Annotated in this window: 24 protein-coding genes; 12 read left to right on the top strand and 12 right to left on the bottom strand. The window is 67.6% G+C overall.

What is annotated here, in order from left to right; translation table 11 throughout:
- Positions 1-71 precede the first annotated feature (71 nt).
- Genes G5C66_RS16940 through G5C66_RS16930 form a run of 3 tightly spaced genes read right to left on the bottom strand, consistent with a single transcriptional unit; the run spans position 72 to position 1,602 of the window.
- Positions 72-470 carry a low affinity iron permease family protein gene (locus G5C66_RS16940; protein WP_165112139.1) on the bottom strand — a complete coding sequence of 133 codons (399 nt, stop codon included), beginning with the start codon at positions 468-470 and terminating at the stop codon, positions 72-74.
- A 33-nt stretch (positions 471-503) separates the two neighbouring features.
- Positions 504-833: a nuclear transport factor 2 family protein gene (locus G5C66_RS16935; RefSeq protein WP_165112138.1), complete on the bottom strand. Its 330-nt coding sequence runs from the start codon at positions 831-833 to the stop codon at positions 504-506.
- A gap of 13 nt (positions 834-846) precedes the next feature.
- Positions 847-1,602, bottom strand: coding sequence for an SDR family oxidoreductase (locus tag G5C66_RS16930; RefSeq protein ID WP_165112137.1), 756 nt, complete (start codon positions 1,600-1,602; stop codon positions 847-849).
- A gap of 65 nt (positions 1,603-1,667) precedes the next feature.
- Between G5C66_RS16930 and G5C66_RS16925 the strand changes: the two genes are divergently transcribed.
- Positions 1,668-2,366, top strand: coding sequence for a TetR/AcrR family transcriptional regulator (locus tag G5C66_RS16925; protein WP_165112136.1), 699 nt, complete (start codon positions 1,668-1,670; stop codon positions 2,364-2,366).
- Positions 2,367-2,378: 12 nt separating this feature from the next.
- Here G5C66_RS16925 and G5C66_RS16920 read toward each other — a convergent pair whose 3' ends face one another.
- Together G5C66_RS16920 and G5C66_RS16915 are read right to left on the bottom strand one after the other, a co-directional pair.
- Positions 2,379-2,708: an AzlD domain-containing protein gene (locus tag G5C66_RS16920; protein WP_165112135.1), complete on the bottom strand. Its 330-nt coding sequence runs from the start codon at positions 2,706-2,708 to the stop codon at positions 2,379-2,381.
- Positions 2,701-3,429, bottom strand: a complete 729-nt coding sequence (locus G5C66_RS16915; protein ID WP_165112134.1) for an AzlC family ABC transporter permease — start codon at positions 3,427-3,429, stop codon at positions 2,701-2,703. The genes G5C66_RS16920 and G5C66_RS16915 overlap by 8 nt, the downstream gene beginning before the upstream one ends.
- Before the next feature lie 64 nt (positions 3,430-3,493).
- On the opposite strand from G5C66_RS16915, the gene G5C66_RS16910 reads away from it, so the two are divergent.
- Positions 3,494-3,946, top strand: a complete 453-nt coding sequence (locus tag G5C66_RS16910; RefSeq protein ID WP_165112133.1) for a winged helix-turn-helix transcriptional regulator — start codon at positions 3,494-3,496, stop codon at positions 3,944-3,946.
- On the opposite strand, the gene G5C66_RS26895 is transcribed toward G5C66_RS16910, so the two are convergent.
- Positions 3,936-4,724: a helix-turn-helix domain-containing protein gene (locus G5C66_RS26895; RefSeq protein ID WP_338144208.1), complete on the bottom strand. Its 789-nt coding sequence runs from the start codon at positions 4,722-4,724 to the stop codon at positions 3,936-3,938. The genes G5C66_RS16910 and G5C66_RS26895 overlap by 11 nt on opposite strands.
- 116 nt (positions 4,725-4,840) lie before the next feature.
- Between G5C66_RS26895 and G5C66_RS16900 the strand changes: the two genes are divergently transcribed.
- Complete coding sequence (locus G5C66_RS16900; RefSeq protein WP_165112132.1) at positions 4,841-5,191, top strand: nuclear transport factor 2 family protein; 351 nt, start codon at positions 4,841-4,843, stop codon at positions 5,189-5,191.
- 2 nt (positions 5,192-5,193) lie between these two features.
- On the opposite strand, the gene G5C66_RS16895 is transcribed toward G5C66_RS16900, so the two are convergent.
- Positions 5,194-5,646 carry an AsnC family transcriptional regulator gene (locus G5C66_RS16895; protein ID WP_165112131.1) on the bottom strand — a complete coding sequence of 151 codons (453 nt, stop codon included), beginning with the start codon at positions 5,644-5,646 and terminating at the stop codon, positions 5,194-5,196.
- A 104-nt stretch (positions 5,647-5,750) separates the two neighbouring features.
- On the opposite strand from G5C66_RS16895, the gene G5C66_RS16890 reads away from it, so the two are divergent.
- The 3 genes from G5C66_RS16890 to G5C66_RS16880 all read left to right on the top strand — a co-directional run bounded on the left by G5C66_RS16890 (position 5,751) and on the right by G5C66_RS16880 (position 7,936).
- Positions 5,751-6,695 (top strand): SMP-30/gluconolactonase/LRE family protein, encoded by a 945-nt coding sequence (locus G5C66_RS16890; protein ID WP_165112130.1) that lies wholly within the window; start codon positions 5,751-5,753, stop codon positions 6,693-6,695.
- A 63-nt stretch (positions 6,696-6,758) separates the two neighbouring features.
- The gene (locus G5C66_RS16885; RefSeq protein WP_165112129.1) at positions 6,759-7,223 is read left to right on the top strand and encodes a sigma-70 family RNA polymerase sigma factor; all 465 of its coding nucleotides are present in this window, start codon (positions 6,759-6,761) and stop codon (positions 7,221-7,223) included.
- Positions 7,220-7,936 carry a hypothetical protein gene (locus tag G5C66_RS16880; protein WP_165112128.1) on the top strand — a complete coding sequence of 239 codons (717 nt, stop codon included), beginning with the start codon at positions 7,220-7,222 and terminating at the stop codon, positions 7,934-7,936. Before G5C66_RS16885 ends, G5C66_RS16880 begins: the two co-directional genes overlap by 4 nt.
- A gap of 262 nt (positions 7,937-8,198) precedes the next feature.
- Here G5C66_RS16880 and G5C66_RS16875 read toward each other — a convergent pair whose 3' ends face one another.
- Positions 8,199-8,390, bottom strand: a complete 192-nt coding sequence (locus G5C66_RS16875) for a hypothetical protein (protein WP_165112127.1) — start codon at positions 8,388-8,390, stop codon at positions 8,199-8,201.
- Positions 8,391-8,460: 70 nt separating this feature from the next.
- On the opposite strand from G5C66_RS16875, the gene G5C66_RS16870 reads away from it, so the two are divergent.
- The 3 genes from G5C66_RS16870 to G5C66_RS16860 all read left to right on the top strand — a co-directional run bounded on the left by G5C66_RS16870 (position 8,461) and on the right by G5C66_RS16860 (position 10,562).
- Entirely contained in the window at positions 8,461-8,838 is a 378-nt protein-coding gene (locus G5C66_RS16870; RefSeq protein WP_206444207.1) for an HTH domain-containing protein, read from the top strand.
- A gap of 102 nt (positions 8,839-8,940) precedes the next feature.
- Positions 8,941-10,146, top strand: coding sequence for a N(5)-(carboxyethyl)ornithine synthase (locus G5C66_RS16865; protein WP_165112126.1), 1,206 nt, complete (start codon positions 8,941-8,943; stop codon positions 10,144-10,146).
- A gap of 71 nt (positions 10,147-10,217) precedes the next feature.
- Positions 10,218-10,562, top strand: coding sequence for a VOC family protein (locus tag G5C66_RS16860; protein WP_165112125.1), 345 nt, complete (start codon positions 10,218-10,220; stop codon positions 10,560-10,562).
- A gap of 125 nt (positions 10,563-10,687) precedes the next feature.
- Here the strand turns inward: G5C66_RS16860 and G5C66_RS16855 are convergent, their stop codons facing one another.
- The 4 genes from G5C66_RS16855 to G5C66_RS16840 form a co-directional block, all read right to left on the bottom strand.
- Positions 10,688-11,353, bottom strand: a complete 666-nt coding sequence (locus G5C66_RS16855) for a hypothetical protein (RefSeq protein WP_165112124.1) — start codon at positions 11,351-11,353, stop codon at positions 10,688-10,690.
- Between the two features lie 31 nt (positions 11,354-11,384).
- Positions 11,385-11,873 (bottom strand): hypothetical protein, encoded by a 489-nt coding sequence (locus G5C66_RS16850; protein WP_165112123.1) that lies wholly within the window; start codon positions 11,871-11,873, stop codon positions 11,385-11,387.
- Positions 11,874-12,146: 273 nt separating this feature from the next.
- The gene (locus tag G5C66_RS16845) at positions 12,147-12,605 is read right to left on the bottom strand and encodes an SRPBCC family protein (protein WP_165112122.1); all 459 of its coding nucleotides are present in this window, start codon (positions 12,603-12,605) and stop codon (positions 12,147-12,149) included.
- Positions 12,606-12,625: 20 nt separating this feature from the next.
- Positions 12,626-12,919: a DUF1330 domain-containing protein gene (locus G5C66_RS16840; RefSeq protein WP_165112121.1), complete on the bottom strand. Its 294-nt coding sequence runs from the start codon at positions 12,917-12,919 to the stop codon at positions 12,626-12,628.
- 503 nt (positions 12,920-13,422) lie between these two features.
- Between G5C66_RS16840 and G5C66_RS16835 the strand changes: the two genes are divergently transcribed.
- The 3 genes from G5C66_RS16835 to G5C66_RS16825 are packed head-to-tail and all read left to right on the top strand — an operon-like array spanning position 13,423 to position 17,275.
- Positions 13,423-13,953 carry a TetR/AcrR family transcriptional regulator gene (locus G5C66_RS16835; RefSeq protein WP_165112120.1) on the top strand — a complete coding sequence of 177 codons (531 nt, stop codon included), beginning with the start codon at positions 13,423-13,425 and terminating at the stop codon, positions 13,951-13,953.
- Positions 13,950-16,454 (top strand): excinuclease ABC subunit UvrA, encoded by a 2,505-nt coding sequence (locus tag G5C66_RS16830; protein WP_165112119.1) that lies wholly within the window; start codon positions 13,950-13,952, stop codon positions 16,452-16,454. Before G5C66_RS16835 ends, G5C66_RS16830 begins: the two co-directional genes overlap by 4 nt.
- A 41-nt stretch (positions 16,455-16,495) precedes the next feature.
- Complete coding sequence (locus G5C66_RS16825) at positions 16,496-17,275, top strand: SDR family NAD(P)-dependent oxidoreductase (RefSeq protein WP_165112118.1); 780 nt, start codon at positions 16,496-16,498, stop codon at positions 17,273-17,275.
- The last annotated feature ends 22 nt before the right edge of the window (positions 17,276-17,297 follow it).

Raw genomic sequence — 17,297 nt, 5'->3', positions numbered from 1 at the left:
ATGCCTCCATTCGACCGCGACGCCCGGGCGTTCAGCCATGGCCGTGACGCTCGACGACATACGTCAGACGCTCAGTGGCGCTCCTCCAGGCCCACGGCCTCGCGCAGGATGCGCACCGACTCGGTGAGGTCCTCGTCGTCGCGAGCCCGCGACTCCATGAGGTCGGAGAGGGCCGAGGCGATGACGTTGAGCTTCTCGTGCGAAGCCTCCTCCGAGCGCCGCCCGGCGTTCTGGAGCAGAACCAGCAACAGCAGCGAGAGCACCGACGAGCCGGTGTGGACGGCCAGCTCCCACTTGGTGCTCGAGGACCAGAAGGGAAAGCTGAACGCCCACAGCAGCAGGACACCGATGATGACGTAGAAGAACGGCGCCCGGCTCACCACCGAGTTGACCACCTCGACGAAGCGCTCGAACCTGTTGCGCCCGTCGCCTCGCTGGCGTGACTTCCTGGCCTCGTTCTCTACGGTCATGTCGTCACGGTAGCCCGATCCCACACCACGATCTCAGCCTTCGCGGATGGTCATCCGCTTGATCAGGTCGCCCTCGACGTCGAAGACGAACCGCGAGCGGCCGTTGGCGTGGGTGGAGCGCCAGTCGCCGATGACAGTGACCGCCCCGCCGGCGACCTCGACCTCCTCGACCGCGAGGGTGCCGTGAGCACCGATGAACTCGTTGTCGCTCCACCCCTTGATCTGCTCGCGTCCGGTGAAGACGCGACCCCAGTCGTCGACGGCACCGTCCTGGGTGAAGGCATCGAGGAAAGCCGACTCGTCGTGCCGGTTGACCGCTTCGACGAACGCCGCGACCGGTTCAGGAATCGTCTGGTCTGTCATGGTGCACTCCTTCTCAGCGAGTGGTGTAGCCGCCGTTGGCGAAGATCGTCTGGCCGGTGATCCACCAGCCCTCCGATGCCAGGAATCGTACGATCGGGGCGATGTCCTCGATCTTGGTCAGCTGGTTGCCCATCGCCTGCGACTTGTGGAACTCGACGCGCTCCGGGGTCTCCTGACCGTAGAAGAACGGGGTGTCCATCGGGCCGGGAGCGACGGCCGAGACGGAGATCCCACGGCTCGCGAACTCCTTGGCCGCGGCCCGGGTGAAGTGCTCGACCGGGCTCTTGCCGCCGGCGTAGGTGGAGTAGCCGTCGGTGAAGGCGCCGAGCAGCGAGGTCACGATGGTGATGATCTTGCCGCCGTCGGCGAGGTTCTTGCCGGCCTCTTGGATGAAGAAGTACGCGGCCTTGGCGTTGATGTCGAACATCGAGTCGTACTCGTCCTCGGTGGTCTCCGCGATCGGCTTGCGCAGCACCTTGCCGACGGTGTTCACGGCGACGTCGATGGTGCCGAGCGCGGCCTCGGCGTCGGCGAACAGACGGGCCACGTTGGCCGGCACGGTCAGGTCGCCCTGAAGGACGACGGCCTTGCTCCCCGCCGCCTCGACGGCGGCGAGCGTGCGCTCGGCATCGGCGCGGGTCGACTCGGAGTTGAAGTGGATCGCGACGTTCGCGCCCGCCTCGGCCGCCTGCCGGGCGATCAGGCCGCCCAGGTTCTTCGCTCCCCCGGCGATGAGGACGTTCTTGCCCGCGAGCGTGTGCTCAGTCATGTATCTCTCCCCTGTATCACTGATATTGATTCATATAGCACTGCTACATCCGGTAATGTAGCACTATGACAGGGACGGCAACAAGCGATACACGGGTGCGGCTGATCGACGCGGCCGCCGACCTCATCGCGGCAGCACCCGGCGAGGACTTCTCGCTGCGCGCGGTCTGCGACGCGGTCGGGGTCAAGATGCCGACGCTGTATCACTTCTTCGGCTCCAAGCAGGGCCTGATCGACGCCGTCGTGGAGCGCGGCTTCGACCTCTACCTCGGTGAGAAGGCCGCGATGGAGTCGTCCGGCGACCCGATCCAGGACATCCGCGCAGGCTGGGACGCCCACGTCGCCTTCGGCCTGGCGAACCCGGGGTTCTACACCCTGATGTACGGCAAGGTACGCCCCGGCTACTCCCCCGCGGCCCAGTCACGCCCCAGCGAGATCCTCCTCGCCCTCACCACCCGGGCGGCGGACCAGGGACGCCTCGTGGTGGCGCCGGAGCAGGCGGCAGCCCACGTCCTCGTCACCAACGTCGGCGTCACGCTTCGGCAGATCGTCCTGGCAGCCGCCGACCCCGAGCTCTCAGCAGCCGTCCGCGAGGGCACGATCGCCGCCATCACCGGCACCGGAGCCCAGCCGCGCAACCCGCTCGCCGCCGCTGTCGAGATCGCGGCCGCCCACCCGGACGTCCTGGGCAGGGCCGAGACCCAGCTCCTCGTCGAATGGCTGACGAAGCTCGGCGAGCAGAGCCCTGCGGCGCCGACCGCCTGAGCGAGGAGCGGCTCAGGCCGCGATGACCGAGGTGACCAGGACGTACGCGGCGGTGCCGGCGAAGATGCTCAGCGTCATGCTGCCTCGCCACAGGTGCAGGCCGATGGTGAGCGCTAGGGCCAGGACGGCCGCACCGGCGGACGCGAGCGCGACGGGATCGGTGTCGCGGAGCGTGTAGACGGCGAGGATGACCATCATCCCGACGGGCATCCGCTCACCGATGTGGGCCATCAGCGCGCTGTGCCGCAACGGGGCCAGCATGGCGAACGGGGCCGCGCGGAGCGCCCAGGTGACGGCCGCGGAGACGGCGATGGCGGACAGGACGTACCAGGGGTCAGACACGGCGGCGCCTCCGGGCGGTGAGGACGTACGACGCGACGATCGCTGCGACGAACATCCCCATCGCGATCAGCAGCATGTTCTCCCGCGAGATCAGGGCGGCGACGATCGCGCAGCCCAGCGCCAGCACCGGGATCGGCAGCGACCGACGTACCTTGTACGCCTCGAGCCCGAGCACCACGAACAGCGCGGTCACCGCGAACTCGAGACCGACGACCTGCGGCGGGATGAGCGAGCCGAGCCCTGCGCCGGCGGCCACGCAGATCACCCAGGCCGCGTGGAAGAACGCCTGGATGGCGATGATCCTCGCGCGCGACCATCCGGCCGACTCGGGCGTGACGGTGAGCGCATAGGCCTCGTCGGTGAGCGCAAAGGTGCTGTAGGCCTTCCAGCCGGCGCCGTGCACCCGGTGCAGCGGGAACGAGATCGCGTAGAAGACGTGGCGGAAGTTCACCAGCAGGGCGCTGACGGCGATCTGCGCCAGCGGCGCCGCCGCGGCCAGCAGGCCGACCAGGAGAAACTCCATGGTGCCCGCGAACACGATCGCGCCGAGCACCGGGGCCCACCACCAGGCGAGCCCGGAGTGGACCACGAGCACGCCGAGAGCGAGCCCCAACGGCACCACCGCGACACACGCGGGCAGCACCGCCCGCCACCCGGCGAGGACCTCCTCGTGGGTCCCGGCGGGCTCCGCGCCCGCCGTCTCCGTCTCCATGACCTGCATATCCGCAAGCGTAGGAAAGTTCAGACGTCCTTGGGTTGCCCGTTGGCACTGCTAAAGTGCGGCTGTGCGCAACGATCATTCGATCGACGACCTGGATCGAGCAATCATTGCCGAGCTCGAGGAGGACGCCCGGCTGAGCAACGCCGAGCTGGCCCGACGTGTCGGCCTCACCCCGGCTCCGTGCCTGCGCCGCGTGCAGCGCCTGGAGAGCGAGGGCGTGATCAAGGGCTACCACGCGCGCATCGACCCGAAGAGCGGCGGGCGCGGGTTCGAGGTCATCGTCGCGATCGACATCGCCGTCAACGACGGCAAGACGATCGAGGACTTCGAGACCGCCGCCGTTGCCATCCCCGAGGTCACCGAGATGCGCCGCATGCTCGGTCAGCCCGACTACTACCTGCGTGTCCAGGTCGCCGACCCCGAGGCGTACGAAGCGCTCGTCCTCGGGACGATCTCCCGGCTGCCCGCGGTGAGCCGGGTGCTGTCGCACCAGACGATGCGACTGGTCAAGGGCTGAGCAGCCGCCGCGTGCGGTCGTCGGCGGGGACGAAGGTCTCCAGATGGAGGCCGTTGATGGTCACGTCAGCGGCACTCTCGACCTGGCTGGCGACGCTGAAGAAGCGGAGCGCGTCGCCGCCCATCTCGATCTCCAGCGGAACGACCGGATCGGCCAGCGGCCGGGCGGACGGCTCATCCTCGGAGGCGTAGGCGCTGACCTCGTCCCGGAGCGCGACCAGAACCGGGTCGCCGCCGGTGTGGGTGATCCGCCGACCGAGCTGATGAAGCAGGTGGGCCCGCCAGACGGGGAGATTGCGGATGCGCGGCGCGACCCCACGCGGGTGCAGGCAGAGCCGGATCACGTTCAGCGGCGGCTCGAGCAGACGGGGGTCGCAGCCCTCGATCAGCGCGTCGACCGGCGCGTTGGCATCGACGATGTCCCAGTGGTCGTCGAGGAGGAGAGCCGGGTACGGCGCATGGGCGTCGAGCAGGCTGCGAAGCCCGGCCATCACCGGCGCGAGCGCGTCGTCGTCGGTGGCACGGTGCGGGTAGCGAGGGGCGAACCCGCCGGCCAGCAGGAGCCGGTTCTGCTCGGCCATCGGCACCCGCAGGACCTCGGCCAGCCGGACGATCATCTCCGGCGTCGGCCGGGAGCGGCCGTTCTCGACGTAGCTCACGTGCCGGGTGCTCACCTCGGCCTGGGTGGCGAGCGCGAGCTGACTCAGCGAGCGCAGCTCGCGCCAGCGACGAAGCTCGCTCCCGACGGATGCTGACGGTGACGTCGCGGTTGAGATCACGGCCCGAGGCTAGCCAAGCCCGCCTCGCGGCGGCCATGACCTCAGAGGTTATCGACCGATGCACCTGCCGGCGGCGAACCTTCTTCCACGATCCCCATCGAACGAAGGAAGACACCATGACCGACATCGTGACGCGCTACCTGGACACCTGGAACACCACCGGCGAGGAGCTCACCGACCTGCTCGCCGAGCACTGGTCCGACGACTGCGTCTACGTCGACCCGCTCGCCGAGGTCCAGGGCCGCGAGGCGGTCGGCGCGACCATCCGGGCCGTACACGCCCAGTTCCCGGGCTTCGTGTTCACCCAGGTCGGCGAGGTCGACGCCCATCACCAGCAGGCCCGCTTCCAGTGGGGTCTGGGCCCGGCCGGCGAGGAGCCGCTCATCATCGGCTTCGACGTCGTCGTGGTCGACGCGGACCAGCGGATCCGCGACGTACGCGGGTTCCTGGACAAGGTGCCCGCCTGACCTCACGCCGGGCCCGGGGCCAGCGGTGAGAGCGGGCGCTCGAAGAAGGTCTCCAGGACGACCGTCGCCTGCGTCCCGCTGACCCCGTCGATGGCGTAGATCCGGCGCAGCACGTCCTGCAGCTGCTCGGTGGTCGAGGTCCGGACCTTCACCAGCACCGAGGCGCTGCCCGCGATGATGTGCGCCTCCACGATCTCCGGCAGCGAGGCGAACGCCTGCGCCGAGTCCCCCATCCAGGACGTCGACTCGACCATGACGTACGCCAGGACGCCGCTGCCGACGGCAGTCGGATCCACCTCGGCGCTGGTGCGCCGGATGACGCCGGCCTCGCGCAGCTTGCGGACGCGCTCGTGAGCCGCGCCGGCGGAGAGGCCGACGGCCTGGCCGAGCGCGGCGTAGGACTGGGTGGCGTCGCGCTGGAGCTCGGCCAGCAGCTCGCGATCTATCTGATCCACAGCAGCTCCGTTCGGAAATGTCTTGCCACCACCGTACCTCGTCTTGCAGTCTTGGGTTGTAGCCGATTCACGTTCGGTGCAGCTGACGAAGAGGAGCAGGTTCGATGAGCGGTGAGCGCCCCAGCCTGTACGAGATGCTCGACGAACGGTTCCGCACCGGACGGTGCATGAACGGTGATGAGGCGCTGGAGGTCCTGTTCACCGGGTGCCGCTGGGCCGAGGGGCCGATCTACATCCCAGCCTGGCGCCAGGTGGTCTGGAGCGACATCCCCAACGACCGGATGCTGCGCTGGGACGAGGAGACCGGGAACGTCAGCGTCTTCCGCCGAGCCGCCGGACACACCAACGGCAACACCCTCGACCGCGAGGGCCGGCTGATCACCTGCGAGCAGGGCAACCGCCGGGTCACCAGGACCGAGCACGACGGCACGATCACCGTCCTGGCCGAGCGCTGGCAGGGCAAGCGCCTGAACAGCCCCAACGACGCGACCGTGAAGTCCGACGGCTCGATCTGGTTCTCCGACCCCGACTTCGGCATCACCAGCGACTACGAGGGCTACCGCGCCGAGAGCGAGATCGGCTCCAACAACGTCTACCGCATCGACCCCGCCACCGACGACGTACGCCTGGTCGCGGACTGCTTCGGCGCTCCGAACGGGCTGGTCTTCTCCCCCGACGAGCGCCAGCTCTTCGTCTCCGACACCCGCGCCGGCAAGATCTGGCGCTTCGACGTACGCGAGGACGACACCCTCTCCGAGGGCGCGGTCTTCGCCGAGGCCGGTGCCCGCAACGACGCCCGCTTCGACAACCTCCGCTTCGACGACGGCGGCCGCCTCTGGGTCGCCGCGATGAACGACGGCGTGCACTGCTACGACCCCGACGGCACCCTCATCGGCCGCCTGAACGTCCCCGAAGCCGTCTCGAACATCTCCTGGGGCAGCGCCAAGCGCAACCGCCTCTTCATCACCGCCGAGACCAGCCTGTACTCCGCCGTCATGGGCGTCACCGGCACCCACCCGACCGGACCCGGACGGCGACCCTGGCTGTAGCCACCACCAGCCGGCGCGGTCCGGGTGCAACGTTTGGGGCCACTGGAACAACTGAAGGGTGTGATGACAACGGAAGGGCCGGCGCCCAAGGTGGGGTTCGAGGAGACGTATCGCGAGCATCGGATCGCGCTCCTTCGACTGGCATACCTGATGTCCGGCTCCCACGAGGTGAGCGAGGACGTGGTCCAGTCCGTGTTCACGTCGGCGCACGAGCGCTGGGACCAGATCGAGACTCCGCTGCCGTACCTCAAGAGGGCCGTGGTCAATCTCGTCAAGGATGGCCAGCGGCGACATCTACGTCGCCTTGCCAGACCGGCGGAACGACCACCTGTGGCACTCCCGCAGGAGGTCGACGAGACATGGACACAGATAGCGCGGTTGCCGTGGGTGCAACGCGCCGTCGTCGTCCTCCACTACTACGAGGACCTTCCCCTCGCTGAGATCGCAGACATCCTCGACCGCCCCGCAGCAACCGTCCGCTCGGACCACCGACGCGCGCTCGACAAGCTCCGAAAGGCACTCGCATGAACGACGCCAAGACCCCGGAGAGCCTCGGACTGCTCCTGCGCCACACCCTGCACACCGTTGCCGACACGCTCACCGAGGACGAGTTCACCACGACCCGGGCCGACAATTCGCGCAAGCCGCACCGCAGGCGGCGGATCCTGGTCGGCCTCGGCGCGGTGGCCATCCCCGTGGTGCTGGCGGCCGGTGCGGGAGCTGCGATCCTCCGTGAGGGACCGGAGTACGTCGACACGATTCCTCCGCAGGACATCGTCATGCGCGGAAGCGTGGACGGCAGCCGCTACCTGCTGAGGGAGTCCGACCGAACCGACGAGTGCGGCCGGCCCGTCACCGGGGTGGAACTGGTCGAGGAGAAGAAGAACCTGCTCGGGAGCGAGTGGAACACCACCGGCCATGAGTACGGCGAGTACGCCGAAACGGAGTGCGGCCTCGTCAACGACACTTCCCGCTATCTGAAGAATCCGGCGCTCTTCAACGATTCTGGCGCTGAGGTCGGCGACTCGTTCGTCTGGGTCTACGCCGTTCACCCCGACGTCACCGCAGTACGCATCACCTCAGACGGCTACACCAAGGACCTGAAGGTCTACGAGATCGATGGAGCCGGATATGCCCCGTTCGAGGTCCCCGAAGACATGAACGAGTACACCGCCGAACTGCTCATCGACGGCAGGGTCTTCCCGGGGTCCGAGGAGGTCCAAAAGGTGCCGCGGCCTTGAACTGCGCGTCCACCAGCCAGGCGTTCCGTTGCTTCAACAGCTTCGTCATGTACCGAGTCAGCACGAGGGCGTTGACCAACCGCCCGGCCGATCCAGCCGGTGAATCGAACTCCACGACATCCGTCATCGACGTACCGCCGGCGTCCGCTTCGAGTCGGTGCTCATGCCAACACCGCCGAAACGGACCTGGCTCCTGCTCGTCCACGAACCGGTGCGGAGCATCTGATTCTGCGCGGACGCATCGGTTGCCTCCCGCGGCGGCTCAAACTGCTGGGTGGCTCTCGGCGAGGTCCTGCGCTGCGGCGATCACCTCGGCAGAGTTGGTGATCATGGGTAGGTGCGCGCTGGCGATCTCGGTCACGACGCTTGCACCGAACTGCGCTGCGTAGCCTCGCTGCATGCTGGCGGTCAGCTCGGCATCGTCGGTGGTGACGACGTACTTCTTGAGCGGCACCGCATGCATCGCTTCGTGCCCCGTCGTGCGGGTGAGGCCGACAGGCTGGCGTCGGCATTAGGGTCGGGTTGTGGCGTTCTCCAGATCGGCCGATCCGCATCTGACCCTCCGTCGGATCGAGCGGCAGCACGCTCTCATCGAGCAACTGCGATGGCAGCGCGGCGTACCGAAGTCGGCACTCGCCTTGGCCCAAGCTCTCGAGGTGACCGCACGGACCGTCGAGCGCGATATCGCCCGGATGCGCGCGAGCGGCATCCCCATCCGCGTCCAGCGGGGTCCGGGCGGCGGCTATCTCTTGGATGTGCGGTCGAAGCTGGACCCCATCTCGCTCGAACCCGACGAGGTGGCGGCGCTGATCGTTGCCCTGGTTGCGCTCGGCCCCACGGCGACCGACTCCGCGCGGACAAGCATGAACAAGCTGACCCGGGCGCTGCTGCCGTCGGTCTAGCTGCGGCTCCGTTGCGCGTCGTTGACGATCGCGTCGGCCTGACAGGGTGCGCGTACGATCGAGGCAGGAGCTGACCCTGGTTCCCCAATGATGGGAGTCCGGATGTCCGGCGCTGTTCCACCCTCCACCGTCCCCAGTTCGTCGAGCAGCACACTGCTCACGCTCGGGATGCTCGCCGCCTCCTCGATGGAGAACGAGCACCGGCTGCCGATCCATCCTCATCACCTCGATCTGATCGACCCGGATCTCCGTGCGCGGATGATCGTCGAGCGTGGCTACGGCGCTGACTTCCAGCTGGAGCCCGGCTACGTCGAGTCGCGGGTCGGCAGAGTCGCGGATCGCTCCACGGTGATCGAGACGGCTGACGTGCTGCTGCTTCCGAAGCCGCAGATGGCCGACGTGGCCGCGATCCCCGAGGGCCGCGTGCTGTGGGGATGGCCGCACTGCGTGCAGGACCCCGCCCTGACGCAGACGGCGATCGACCGCCGGCTCACGCTCATCGCATTCGAGACGATGAACCACTGGAGCAGCCGCGGTGACTTCAGCCTGCATGTGTTCCACAAGAACAACGAGCTCGCCGGCTATTGCTCGGTGCTCCACGCCCTGAGCCTCACCGGATCCACGGGCATGTACGGGCCTCGTCGCAGCGCAGTCGTCATCGGGTTCGGGGCGACGGCACGGGGTGCGGTGACTGCGCTCACGGCGCAAGGCATCCACGACATCCAGGTCCTCACCCAGCGCGGCGCCGCGGCGGTCGGCTCCCCGATCCACGGCGCTCACATCGCCCAACTCCACACCGGCGACGGCGAGACCCACCTCAGCGAGGTGCTCACGAAGGACGGCAACGTCCTGCTCCCCGAGTTCCTGGCATCGCACGACATCGTCGTCAACTGCACGCTCCAGGACGTCGCCGCACCGTTGACCTATCTGCGGACCGAGGACCTGGCGGGGTTCGCCCCAGGGAGCCTCATCGTCGACGTCTCGTGCGACGAGGGGATGGGGTTCGAGTGGGCGAAGCCCACCACGTTCGACGAGCCGATGTTCACGGTCGGCAACGGCGTCAACTACTACGCGGTCGACCACACCCCGTCGTACCTGTGGAACTCGGCCACCTGGGTGATCAGCGAGGCGCTGCTGCCGTTCCTGCGCACGGTCATGGAGGGGCCGACCGCTTGGGCGACCGACCTGACCGTCTCCCGGGCGGTCGAGATCGATCACGGCGTGATCAGCAACCCGAGCATCCTGAGCTTCCAGGGCCGCGACCCGGCCTATCCGCACATTCGCGCTGCCGAGGCGCTCAGTCGTTGAAGCGGAACTCCACCGTTCTGTCGCTGGCCAACGTTTCGAACCGAGGCCGCTGAATATGATCGGATTGTTGCATGGAGATCGAGCGCATCGCCCCGATCCTGACCGTCGATGATCTCGCGACCGCCATCACCGAGCACACCGGCGTGCTCGGCATGCGGGTGGTCATGAACATGGGGTGGATTGCCTTCCTTGCCGACGACGCCGGCCACCAGATCGGATTGATGACCACTGACGTAACGGCGTCGGTCAACCTGGACGTCTCGATCTTCGTCGACGATGTCGAAGCTGCCCACGCCGCGGCAGTGACTGCGGGCGTTGAGATCGTGCACCCCCTGTCCACGGAAGAGTGGGGCGTGCGCCGATTCTTCTACCGCGACTCGTCCGGGCGGGTGATCAACGTCGGCACCCACACCTGACCGCGGAGGACTGCGGAGATGCTGCCCCTACGACTCATCCGAGCCGAAGCCCGGTCCTACGTCCGGTCCGAGCTTTGGGGTACGACAGGTGGCGGGTGCCGTCGCGGCGACTTCATGGCTCCGGGTCACTCGGGCCCGAGGGAGTCGGACGCCTCGATCCGGTGTGCGTGCCGCACCGACACCGAACCGGCGTACCCCTCGACGAAGCCGACCACTACGTCGTACTCATCCCCCGCGGTGGAGCGCAAGGTGAGCGTCCAGGAGTCGTCGGCCAGGTGGTGCTCCTCCGCGCGGAGCGACAGGGCGTCCGGGTCCACGGCGTACGCCGTCGCGGCCGCGCGCCGGGTGCGCTGGACCGCCGACTCCCGCGAAATCGGCGTCCGCTCCGGCTGGCCGACCACCTCCATCACGTCACGAAAGGCGCGGGACACACCGTCGTACGACGCCTCCGAGACGGCCGTGGTCCGGGGCCCGGTGTTCACCAGCAGCCCGATCTCGAGGGCGCCCGGACTGGCGCCCCAACTGGTGTGCCATCGGTGCTGGTGCAGCGAGTAGTGCCGCCGCGCGTCGGCCCCGGCGTACAAGACTGGCTCCAGTGCGGCGAGGATGCCCCGCTCGTCGAGGACATCCTCGCCTCCCCCGCCGTCCGGCTCTGGGACCGACAGGTCGAGCAAGTACTGCCGATCCACCTGCTCGTCCGGGCTGGCCCGATAGCCGACCTGGACCCGCACCGAGTCCACCCGGCCGAGAGTCAGCAGCGAACGCGAGTCATCGATCGCACGGTTAGTCATCTCTCCAGACTTCTCCTGGTCCCCACCAGGGTCAAGCGCCAGACCGTGCGCCGAGTGCTTCGCGAAGCTGTCTCGAGGCGGATCGCGGGGTAGCGCCCGCCCGCCAGATGGCGAGCAGCAGATCCGCCCGCGGCCGGCCAGGCTCGGTCCAACTCGGCCCGAGTCCTGCCTGGCGGAGCACGTCGATCAGGTCGTCGTCGGCTGCCGTACGCGCTTCGGCCCAGGCCAGCGCGTACGCCTCATCGACCCCGTTCAAGGTCGTCTCGGTCTCCACGATCGCAGGCGACACCGCGACCACGGCTCGGGACTCCTGTCGGTGACGCAGGAACGCGATGAGGAAGTAGACCAAGGCACCTGCCCAGCTGAAGACCAGCACCATCACGATGTCGAGGACGTCCAGCCCACTCATGCGTCCCCGGGCAGAGATACTGCGGACGATCAGCACCAGCGCGACGATCGTCGGCACCCACCACAGCGCCACAAGCCCGACGATCCACATCACCTCAACCTGGCCAACCATCGCAACTCCACTCCGTCAGCCGAGACCTCAGCCGAGCCTAGCGGTGGCCAGCAGGCGGCTGCAGACGTTGACGCGGAACTCCACGACATGGACGAGTACGCCTCTGAGCTGGCCATCGACGGCCAGATCGTCCCGGGTCCAAGCAGAAGCAGAAGGTGCCGCGACCTTGACTCGCAAGCAACGTGGGAGCCCTGAGGTCACCGGGTGACTTCGGGACTCCCACGTCGCTGCTGCATCAGCACGGGGAGACGAGTGCTCGCGCCACGAGAGCCATCAGACCACAGGCGCAGAGAGAGCGTCGACCAACCACGCGTTCCGTTGCTCCAGCAGCTTCGTCATGTACCGAGTCAGCACGAGGGCGTTCACCAACCGCCCGACCGACCCGGCAGGCGACTCGAACTCGACGACGTCCGTCATCAGCGTGCCGCCGGCGACTGGTTCGAATCGGTGCTCATGCCACCACCGCCGAAACGGGCCCGATTCCTGCTCGTCCACGAAACGGTGCGGAGCGTCGTACTGAACGATCACCGAGGTCATCGTGAACGGAATCCCGAAATGGCGGGCTCTCCAGGTCACCGAGTCATCCAGACGCATCGCGCCGGAAGTGACACCGGCGATGGCGCGCTCCCCCGAGTCCGACATCGACGACTGGTGCGCGTCCACAGACAGGCTCAGCTCGAAACACCGTTCCGGCGCCGCCGGGATCTCGGTACTGAGCTCGATTCGTGGCACTTGAAGATCCTGGACTTCGGTCAGTCGAGGCCTTCGACTATGCGGAAGTCCCGCTCGACGCCGTCGGAGAGGGCGGCCAGCGCCTCCTGGTAGGCCGCGCTCTCGTGCGCGGCGACGGCCTGCTCGAAGCTGTCGAACTCGATCAGGACGGTGCGCTCGGCGATTCCGGCGTCGTGCGCCACGACCCGACTGCCACGGCTGAGGACCCGACCGCCCCCGGCCTTGACGGCCAGCGGGGCAAGCTTGTTGTAAGCGGCCAGCTTCTCAGGGTCTGAAATGGTGCGATAGGCGCTGACCCAGTAAGCCTTGGGCATGGAACCTCCAGTGTTGGGATGAGTGCATCTGACGTACGGGTTGCTCAGCATGCCACCCCGGCGACCGGTCCGGGGCGTGGCTCAGACGTTGAACCTGAACTCCACCACGTCACCGCACATACCAACCTCTAGACGCACATCGCAGACGGTTAGGCCAGCGGCCGGATCTGAGGGCCAGCCTACTGCGGCAGATCCCGGTCGCGGCGTGCATCAATGTTCTCGACGCACTCCGCGGCGTTGGCCTGGAAGTGGCCAAACGCGCCCACTGAACGCCATCTGGCACGACCGGCAGCCATGCTCGCCGCGCGGACTCTCGCGCACCGCGACGCGAACCGCCGTCACCCACAGCTGCGCCACCCTGCCGGCACCCGACGCCTGTCTGGACATCTCGTCGGCCGGAGTGTGGATATCTGTTCGCAGATCTGTGTACAGTTGTTCGCACTTGAGGTGGTGACATGAGTACACGACGGGTTCCGAACGACCCAGGCCGGAAGCTGCGGATCTTGGATGCGGCGCTGGAGGTAGCCTCCGAGGAAGGCACGCGGCGCGTGAATCACCGGCGGGTGGCTGCGCAGGCCGGAGTCCCCTTGGGATCGGTGACGTACTACTACCCGACGGCGGAGAACCTGGTGGTGGAGATGTTCCGCCACCTGTCGACGACACGGGTGACGCCGACGGAAGATCTGGCACGACCCATGTCTCGGCGGCAACTGGTCGAAGCGATCACCTCGATCGTCGCGGGCGAGGAGAAGGTGAGCTCCTTCTACCAGGCGCTCGACTACGAGATGGTGGTGTACGGGTTCGGGCACGCCGAGGTGGCTGCGTTGGCCAGCGAGTGGCACGACCGATGGCGAGCAGCTCTGGCGGTCAACATGTCGCGCGAGTCGGCTCGCACCGTCGTCGCTCTCATCGACGGCTGGCTGCTGCAGGACGGCGTCGAGAAGGTCCGACTGACTGCCGACGACATCCGGCCTCAGGTAGCTGCTGTCCTGCGCGGGCTCGAGGGCCCAGGACCTGAAGGCGAGGATTCATGACCTCCGTGACCTCAGACGCCCCGGTTGCGATCGAGGTGCGCGGAGCTCGCGTGCACAACCTCAAGAACGTCGACGTGTCCGTACCGCTCAACAAACTTGTGTCGATCTCCGGCGTCTCCGGCTCTGGCAAGTCGTCCCTCGCTCTCGGTGTGCTGTATGCGGAGGGCTCCAGCCGGTACCTCGAGGCGCTGTCGAGCTACACCCGACGACGGATGAGCCAGGCCGCTCGTCCGTCCGTCGACTCGGTCGAGCACGTTCCCGCTGCGCTCGCTCTGCGTCAGCGCCCTGGCTTCGCCGGGATCCGGTCGACGTTCGGGACCTCGACGGAGCTGCTCAACGGCCTGCGGCTGATCTATTCCCGTCTCGGCGCGCATCAGTGCCCGAACGGGCATCGGCACGACCCCGACATCAAGGTCGCCGTCGGCGCTCAGCTGACGTGCTCCGTGTGCCATGCGTCCTTCGATCCACCGGAGGCCGAGGACTTCGCCTTCAACAGCGCAGGGGCGTGCGAGAACTGCCAGGGAACGGGCTTCGTGCGGGAGGTCGACGACGCGTCGCTCGTGCCAGACGAGTCGAAGAGCATCGAGGACGGCGCGGTCGCCGCGTGGGCCGGGTTCGGACTCCTCGGCAACGCACAGGTCGCCGAAGCACTCGGGGTCCGTGTCGATGTGCCCTTCTCCGAGCTGACGGAGAACGAACGACGCATCGTGTTCGACGGCCCTCCCGAGACCCGGACGATTCCTTTCCGTTCGAAGAACGGCAAGGTCTTCGACGTCAACCTGACGTACCGCAATGCTCGGGTCGCCATCACCGAGTCCCTGAAGAAGGCAGACTCCGAGAAGAGCCTCGACCGGCTAGAGCGATTCCTGAACACCCACACCTGCCCGGCCTGTCAGGGGACCCGGTTGAACGACCGCGCCCGCTCCACGCTTGTCGACGGCCTGAGGATCGACGAGGCGTCCGCGATGCCTCTGGACGACCTGTCTGCCTGGGCAGGCGCGCTCCCGGCGAAGGTGCCGAGCACGATGACGTCGATGGCGGAGAGCATCGTTTCGAGCCTGACGGGCATCGCCCGGATGCTGCAGAAACTCGGCCTCGGCTACCTCGCGCTCGACCGCGCCGCCTCGACGCTGTCGACGGGTGAGCGACAGCGGGTGCAGCTCTCCCGAGCAGTGAGGAGCCGCGCGACGGGCGTGCTCTACGTCCTCGACGAGCCGTCCATCGGCCTGCACCCCTCGAACATCGAAGGGCTGCTCGAGGTCGTCCGCGGCCTTCTCGCCGACGGCAACTCCGTCGTCGTCGTCGACCACGACGTCCAGGTCCTGCGCGACGCCGAGTGGATGATCGAGATCGGGCCGGGCTCCGGGCGGCATGGCGGACAGGTCATCGCCTCCGGCCCGCTTTCAGACCTCGTGACGGAGCCCCGCTCTCGGATCGCGCCCTTCATCGAGGCCACGGTTCCCGGCATCGTGCGCCCCCGGGCATCGACAGAGGAGGTGTTCTCCTCCGGGAAGGTGCATCTCGAGACGGCGCCGCTGCACACGGTGCACGCGCTTGGACTCGACATCCCGAAGGGCCGGCTGACGGCAGTCACCGGAGTGTCTGGATCAGGCAAGAGCACCCTCGTGCTCGACAGCCTCGTCCCCGCATTGCGCGCGGACGCATCGAACACTCCCCTGCCAGGACACGTCGCTGCAATCGACCGAGGCCGTATCGAGAAGGTCCACGTCGTCGATTCGACCCCCATCGGCACGAACATCCGCTCAACCATCGGCACCTACAGCGGAGTTCTCGATCAGCTGCGCCGGGTCTATGCAGCGCTCCCGGCGTCGAAAGAACGTGGATTCAAGACCGGCGACTTCTCCTACAACACCGGGAAGCTCCGGTGCACGGAATGCGACGGGACCGGTCAGATCTCGCTGGACATCCAGTTCCTCCCCGATGTCGACATCGTCTGTCCGGCGTGCGAAGGCTCCCGCTACGCCTCCGACGCGCTCGGGATCACCCGGCCCCGCCCCGACACGGGCGAAGCGCTCAGTCTCCCCGAGGCGCTTCGGCTCACGGTCTCCGAAGCGATTCCTGCTCTCGGCGACCTCAAGAAGGTGCGCCAGCGCCTCCAGCTGCTCGACGAGCTCGGGCTCGGCTACCTGACGCTCGGCGAATCCACCACGGCGCTGTCCGGCGGGGAGGCGCAGAGGCTGAAGCTCGCCTCCGACATCGACCGCGATCAGCACGACAGCCTCTTCGTGCTCGACGAGCCCTCCATCGGGCTCCACCCCCTCGACGTGCAGGTGCTGCTGCGAGTGCTGCAGCGCCTGATCGACAACGGAGCCACGGTCGTAATCATCGAGCACGACCTCGACATGATCGCCAACGCCGACTACATCGTCGACCTCGGCCCCGGAGGCGGAGAGGCTGGCGGACGCATCGTCGCCACCGGCACGCCGGAACAGGTTGCCGCCAACCAGCGCAGCATCACCGGGCGCTACCTGAATCCTTGACCAACCCGATCAAGACCAACCCATCCCAGAAGGAGAAACCCATGACCACCGAGCCCCGCAACGTCATCATCACCGGCGCAGGCAGCGGAATCGGGGCAGCCGTCGCCGAGGCCTTCGCCGCCAGCGGCGACCGCGTGCACCTGTTCGACCTGTCTGAGAAGCGACTCGCCTCCGTTGCTGCGAACCTCGACCTCGTCACGACCCACGTCGTCGACGTCGTCGACGCCCCGAAGGTTCGCACCGCCATCGAAGGCATCGAGAAGGAGTACGGATCCATCGACGTGCTCGTCAGCAACGCAGGCGTGTTCGACGGTCTCGCAGGCATTCAGGAGACCACCTACGAGCTCTGGGACCGCATCATCGCCGTCAACCTCACCGGCGCGTTCAACCTCATCAAGCCCGCGTCCGAGGCCATGGTCCGCCAGAAGTCCGGCCGCATCGTCACCATCAGCTCCATCGCCGCTACCCGCACGTCGCCCGACGGCCTCTCCTACGACGCCGCGAAGGCCGGGCTCGAAGGAATGACCCGACGCCTCGCCGTCGACCTCGGCCAGTACGGAATCACCGCCAACACCGTCGCCCCCGGTGTGATCGAGACCTCGATCCTGGCCACCTCGCAGGAAATCCTCGGTGACATGACCCCTCCCACCGATGGCGACAACAACGCCGCAAACGCGAGCTACGTCGACACGGTGGTCCCCGCGCGACGCGGCGGGCAGCCCGCGGAAGTCGCTGCCGCCATCCACTTCCTCGCCAGCACCGGAGCCGCCTACATCAACGGAGACACCCTCCACGTCGACGGAGGCTGGATCGCCAGCTGAGCGATGCCTGCACCTGCACCAC

This window comes from Nocardioides turkmenicus (genome assembly GCF_011045035.1).
Taxonomy (GTDB): Bacteria; Actinomycetota; Actinomycetes; order Propionibacteriales; family Nocardioidaceae; genus Nocardioides; species Nocardioides turkmenicus.
The sequence above is the reverse complement of the archived record's forward strand: the minus strand, read 5'-3'. Positions and strand labels throughout refer to the sequence as shown.

Excerpts from the sequence above, each read along its gene's own strand:
- G5C66_RS16890 (WP_165112130.1), top strand. The coding sequence starts at position 5,751 with ATGAGCGGTGAGCGCCCCAGCCTGTACGAGATGCTCGACGAACGGTTC.
- G5C66_RS16940 (WP_165112139.1), bottom strand. The coding sequence starts at position 470 with ATGACCGTAGAGAACGAGGCCAGGAAGTCACGCCAGCGAGGCGACGGG.
- G5C66_RS16860 (WP_165112125.1), top strand. The coding sequence starts at position 10,218 with ATGGAGATCGAGCGCATCGCCCCGATCCTGACCGTCGATGATCTCGCG.
- G5C66_RS16925 (WP_165112136.1), top strand. The coding sequence starts at position 1,668 with ATGACAGGGACGGCAACAAGCGATACACGGGTGCGGCTGATCGACGCG.
- G5C66_RS16880 (WP_165112128.1), top strand. The coding sequence starts at position 7,220 with ATGAACGACGCCAAGACCCCGGAGAGCCTCGGACTGCTCCTGCGCCAC.
- G5C66_RS16900 (WP_165112132.1), top strand. The coding sequence starts at position 4,841 with ATGACCGACATCGTGACGCGCTACCTGGACACCTGGAACACCACCGGC.
- G5C66_RS16850 (WP_165112123.1), bottom strand. The coding sequence starts at position 11,873 with ATGGTTGGCCAGGTTGAGGTGATGTGGATCGTCGGGCTTGTGGCGCTG.
- G5C66_RS16855 (WP_165112124.1), bottom strand. The coding sequence starts at position 11,353 with ATGACTAACCGTGCGATCGATGACTCGCGTTCGCTGCTGACTCTCGGC.
- G5C66_RS16915 (WP_165112134.1), bottom strand. The coding sequence starts at position 3,429 with ATGCAGGTCATGGAGACGGAGACGGCGGGCGCGGAGCCCGCCGGGACC.
- G5C66_RS16830 (WP_165112119.1), top strand. The coding sequence starts at position 13,950 with ATGACCTCCGTGACCTCAGACGCCCCGGTTGCGATCGAGGTGCGCGGA.
- G5C66_RS16825 (WP_165112118.1), top strand. The coding sequence starts at position 16,496 with ATGACCACCGAGCCCCGCAACGTCATCATCACCGGCGCAGGCAGCGGA.
- G5C66_RS16885 (WP_165112129.1), top strand. The coding sequence starts at position 6,759 with ATGACAACGGAAGGGCCGGCGCCCAAGGTGGGGTTCGAGGAGACGTAT.
- G5C66_RS16865 (WP_165112126.1), top strand. The coding sequence starts at position 8,941 with ATGTCCGGCGCTGTTCCACCCTCCACCGTCCCCAGTTCGTCGAGCAGC.
- G5C66_RS16935 (WP_165112138.1), bottom strand. The coding sequence starts at position 833 with ATGACAGACCAGACGATTCCTGAACCGGTCGCGGCGTTCGTCGAAGCG.
- G5C66_RS16930 (WP_165112137.1), bottom strand. The coding sequence starts at position 1,602 with ATGACTGAGCACACGCTCGCGGGCAAGAACGTCCTCATCGCCGGGGGA.
- G5C66_RS16840 (WP_165112121.1), bottom strand. The coding sequence starts at position 12,919 with ATGCCCAAGGCTTACTGGGTCAGCGCCTATCGCACCATTTCAGACCCT.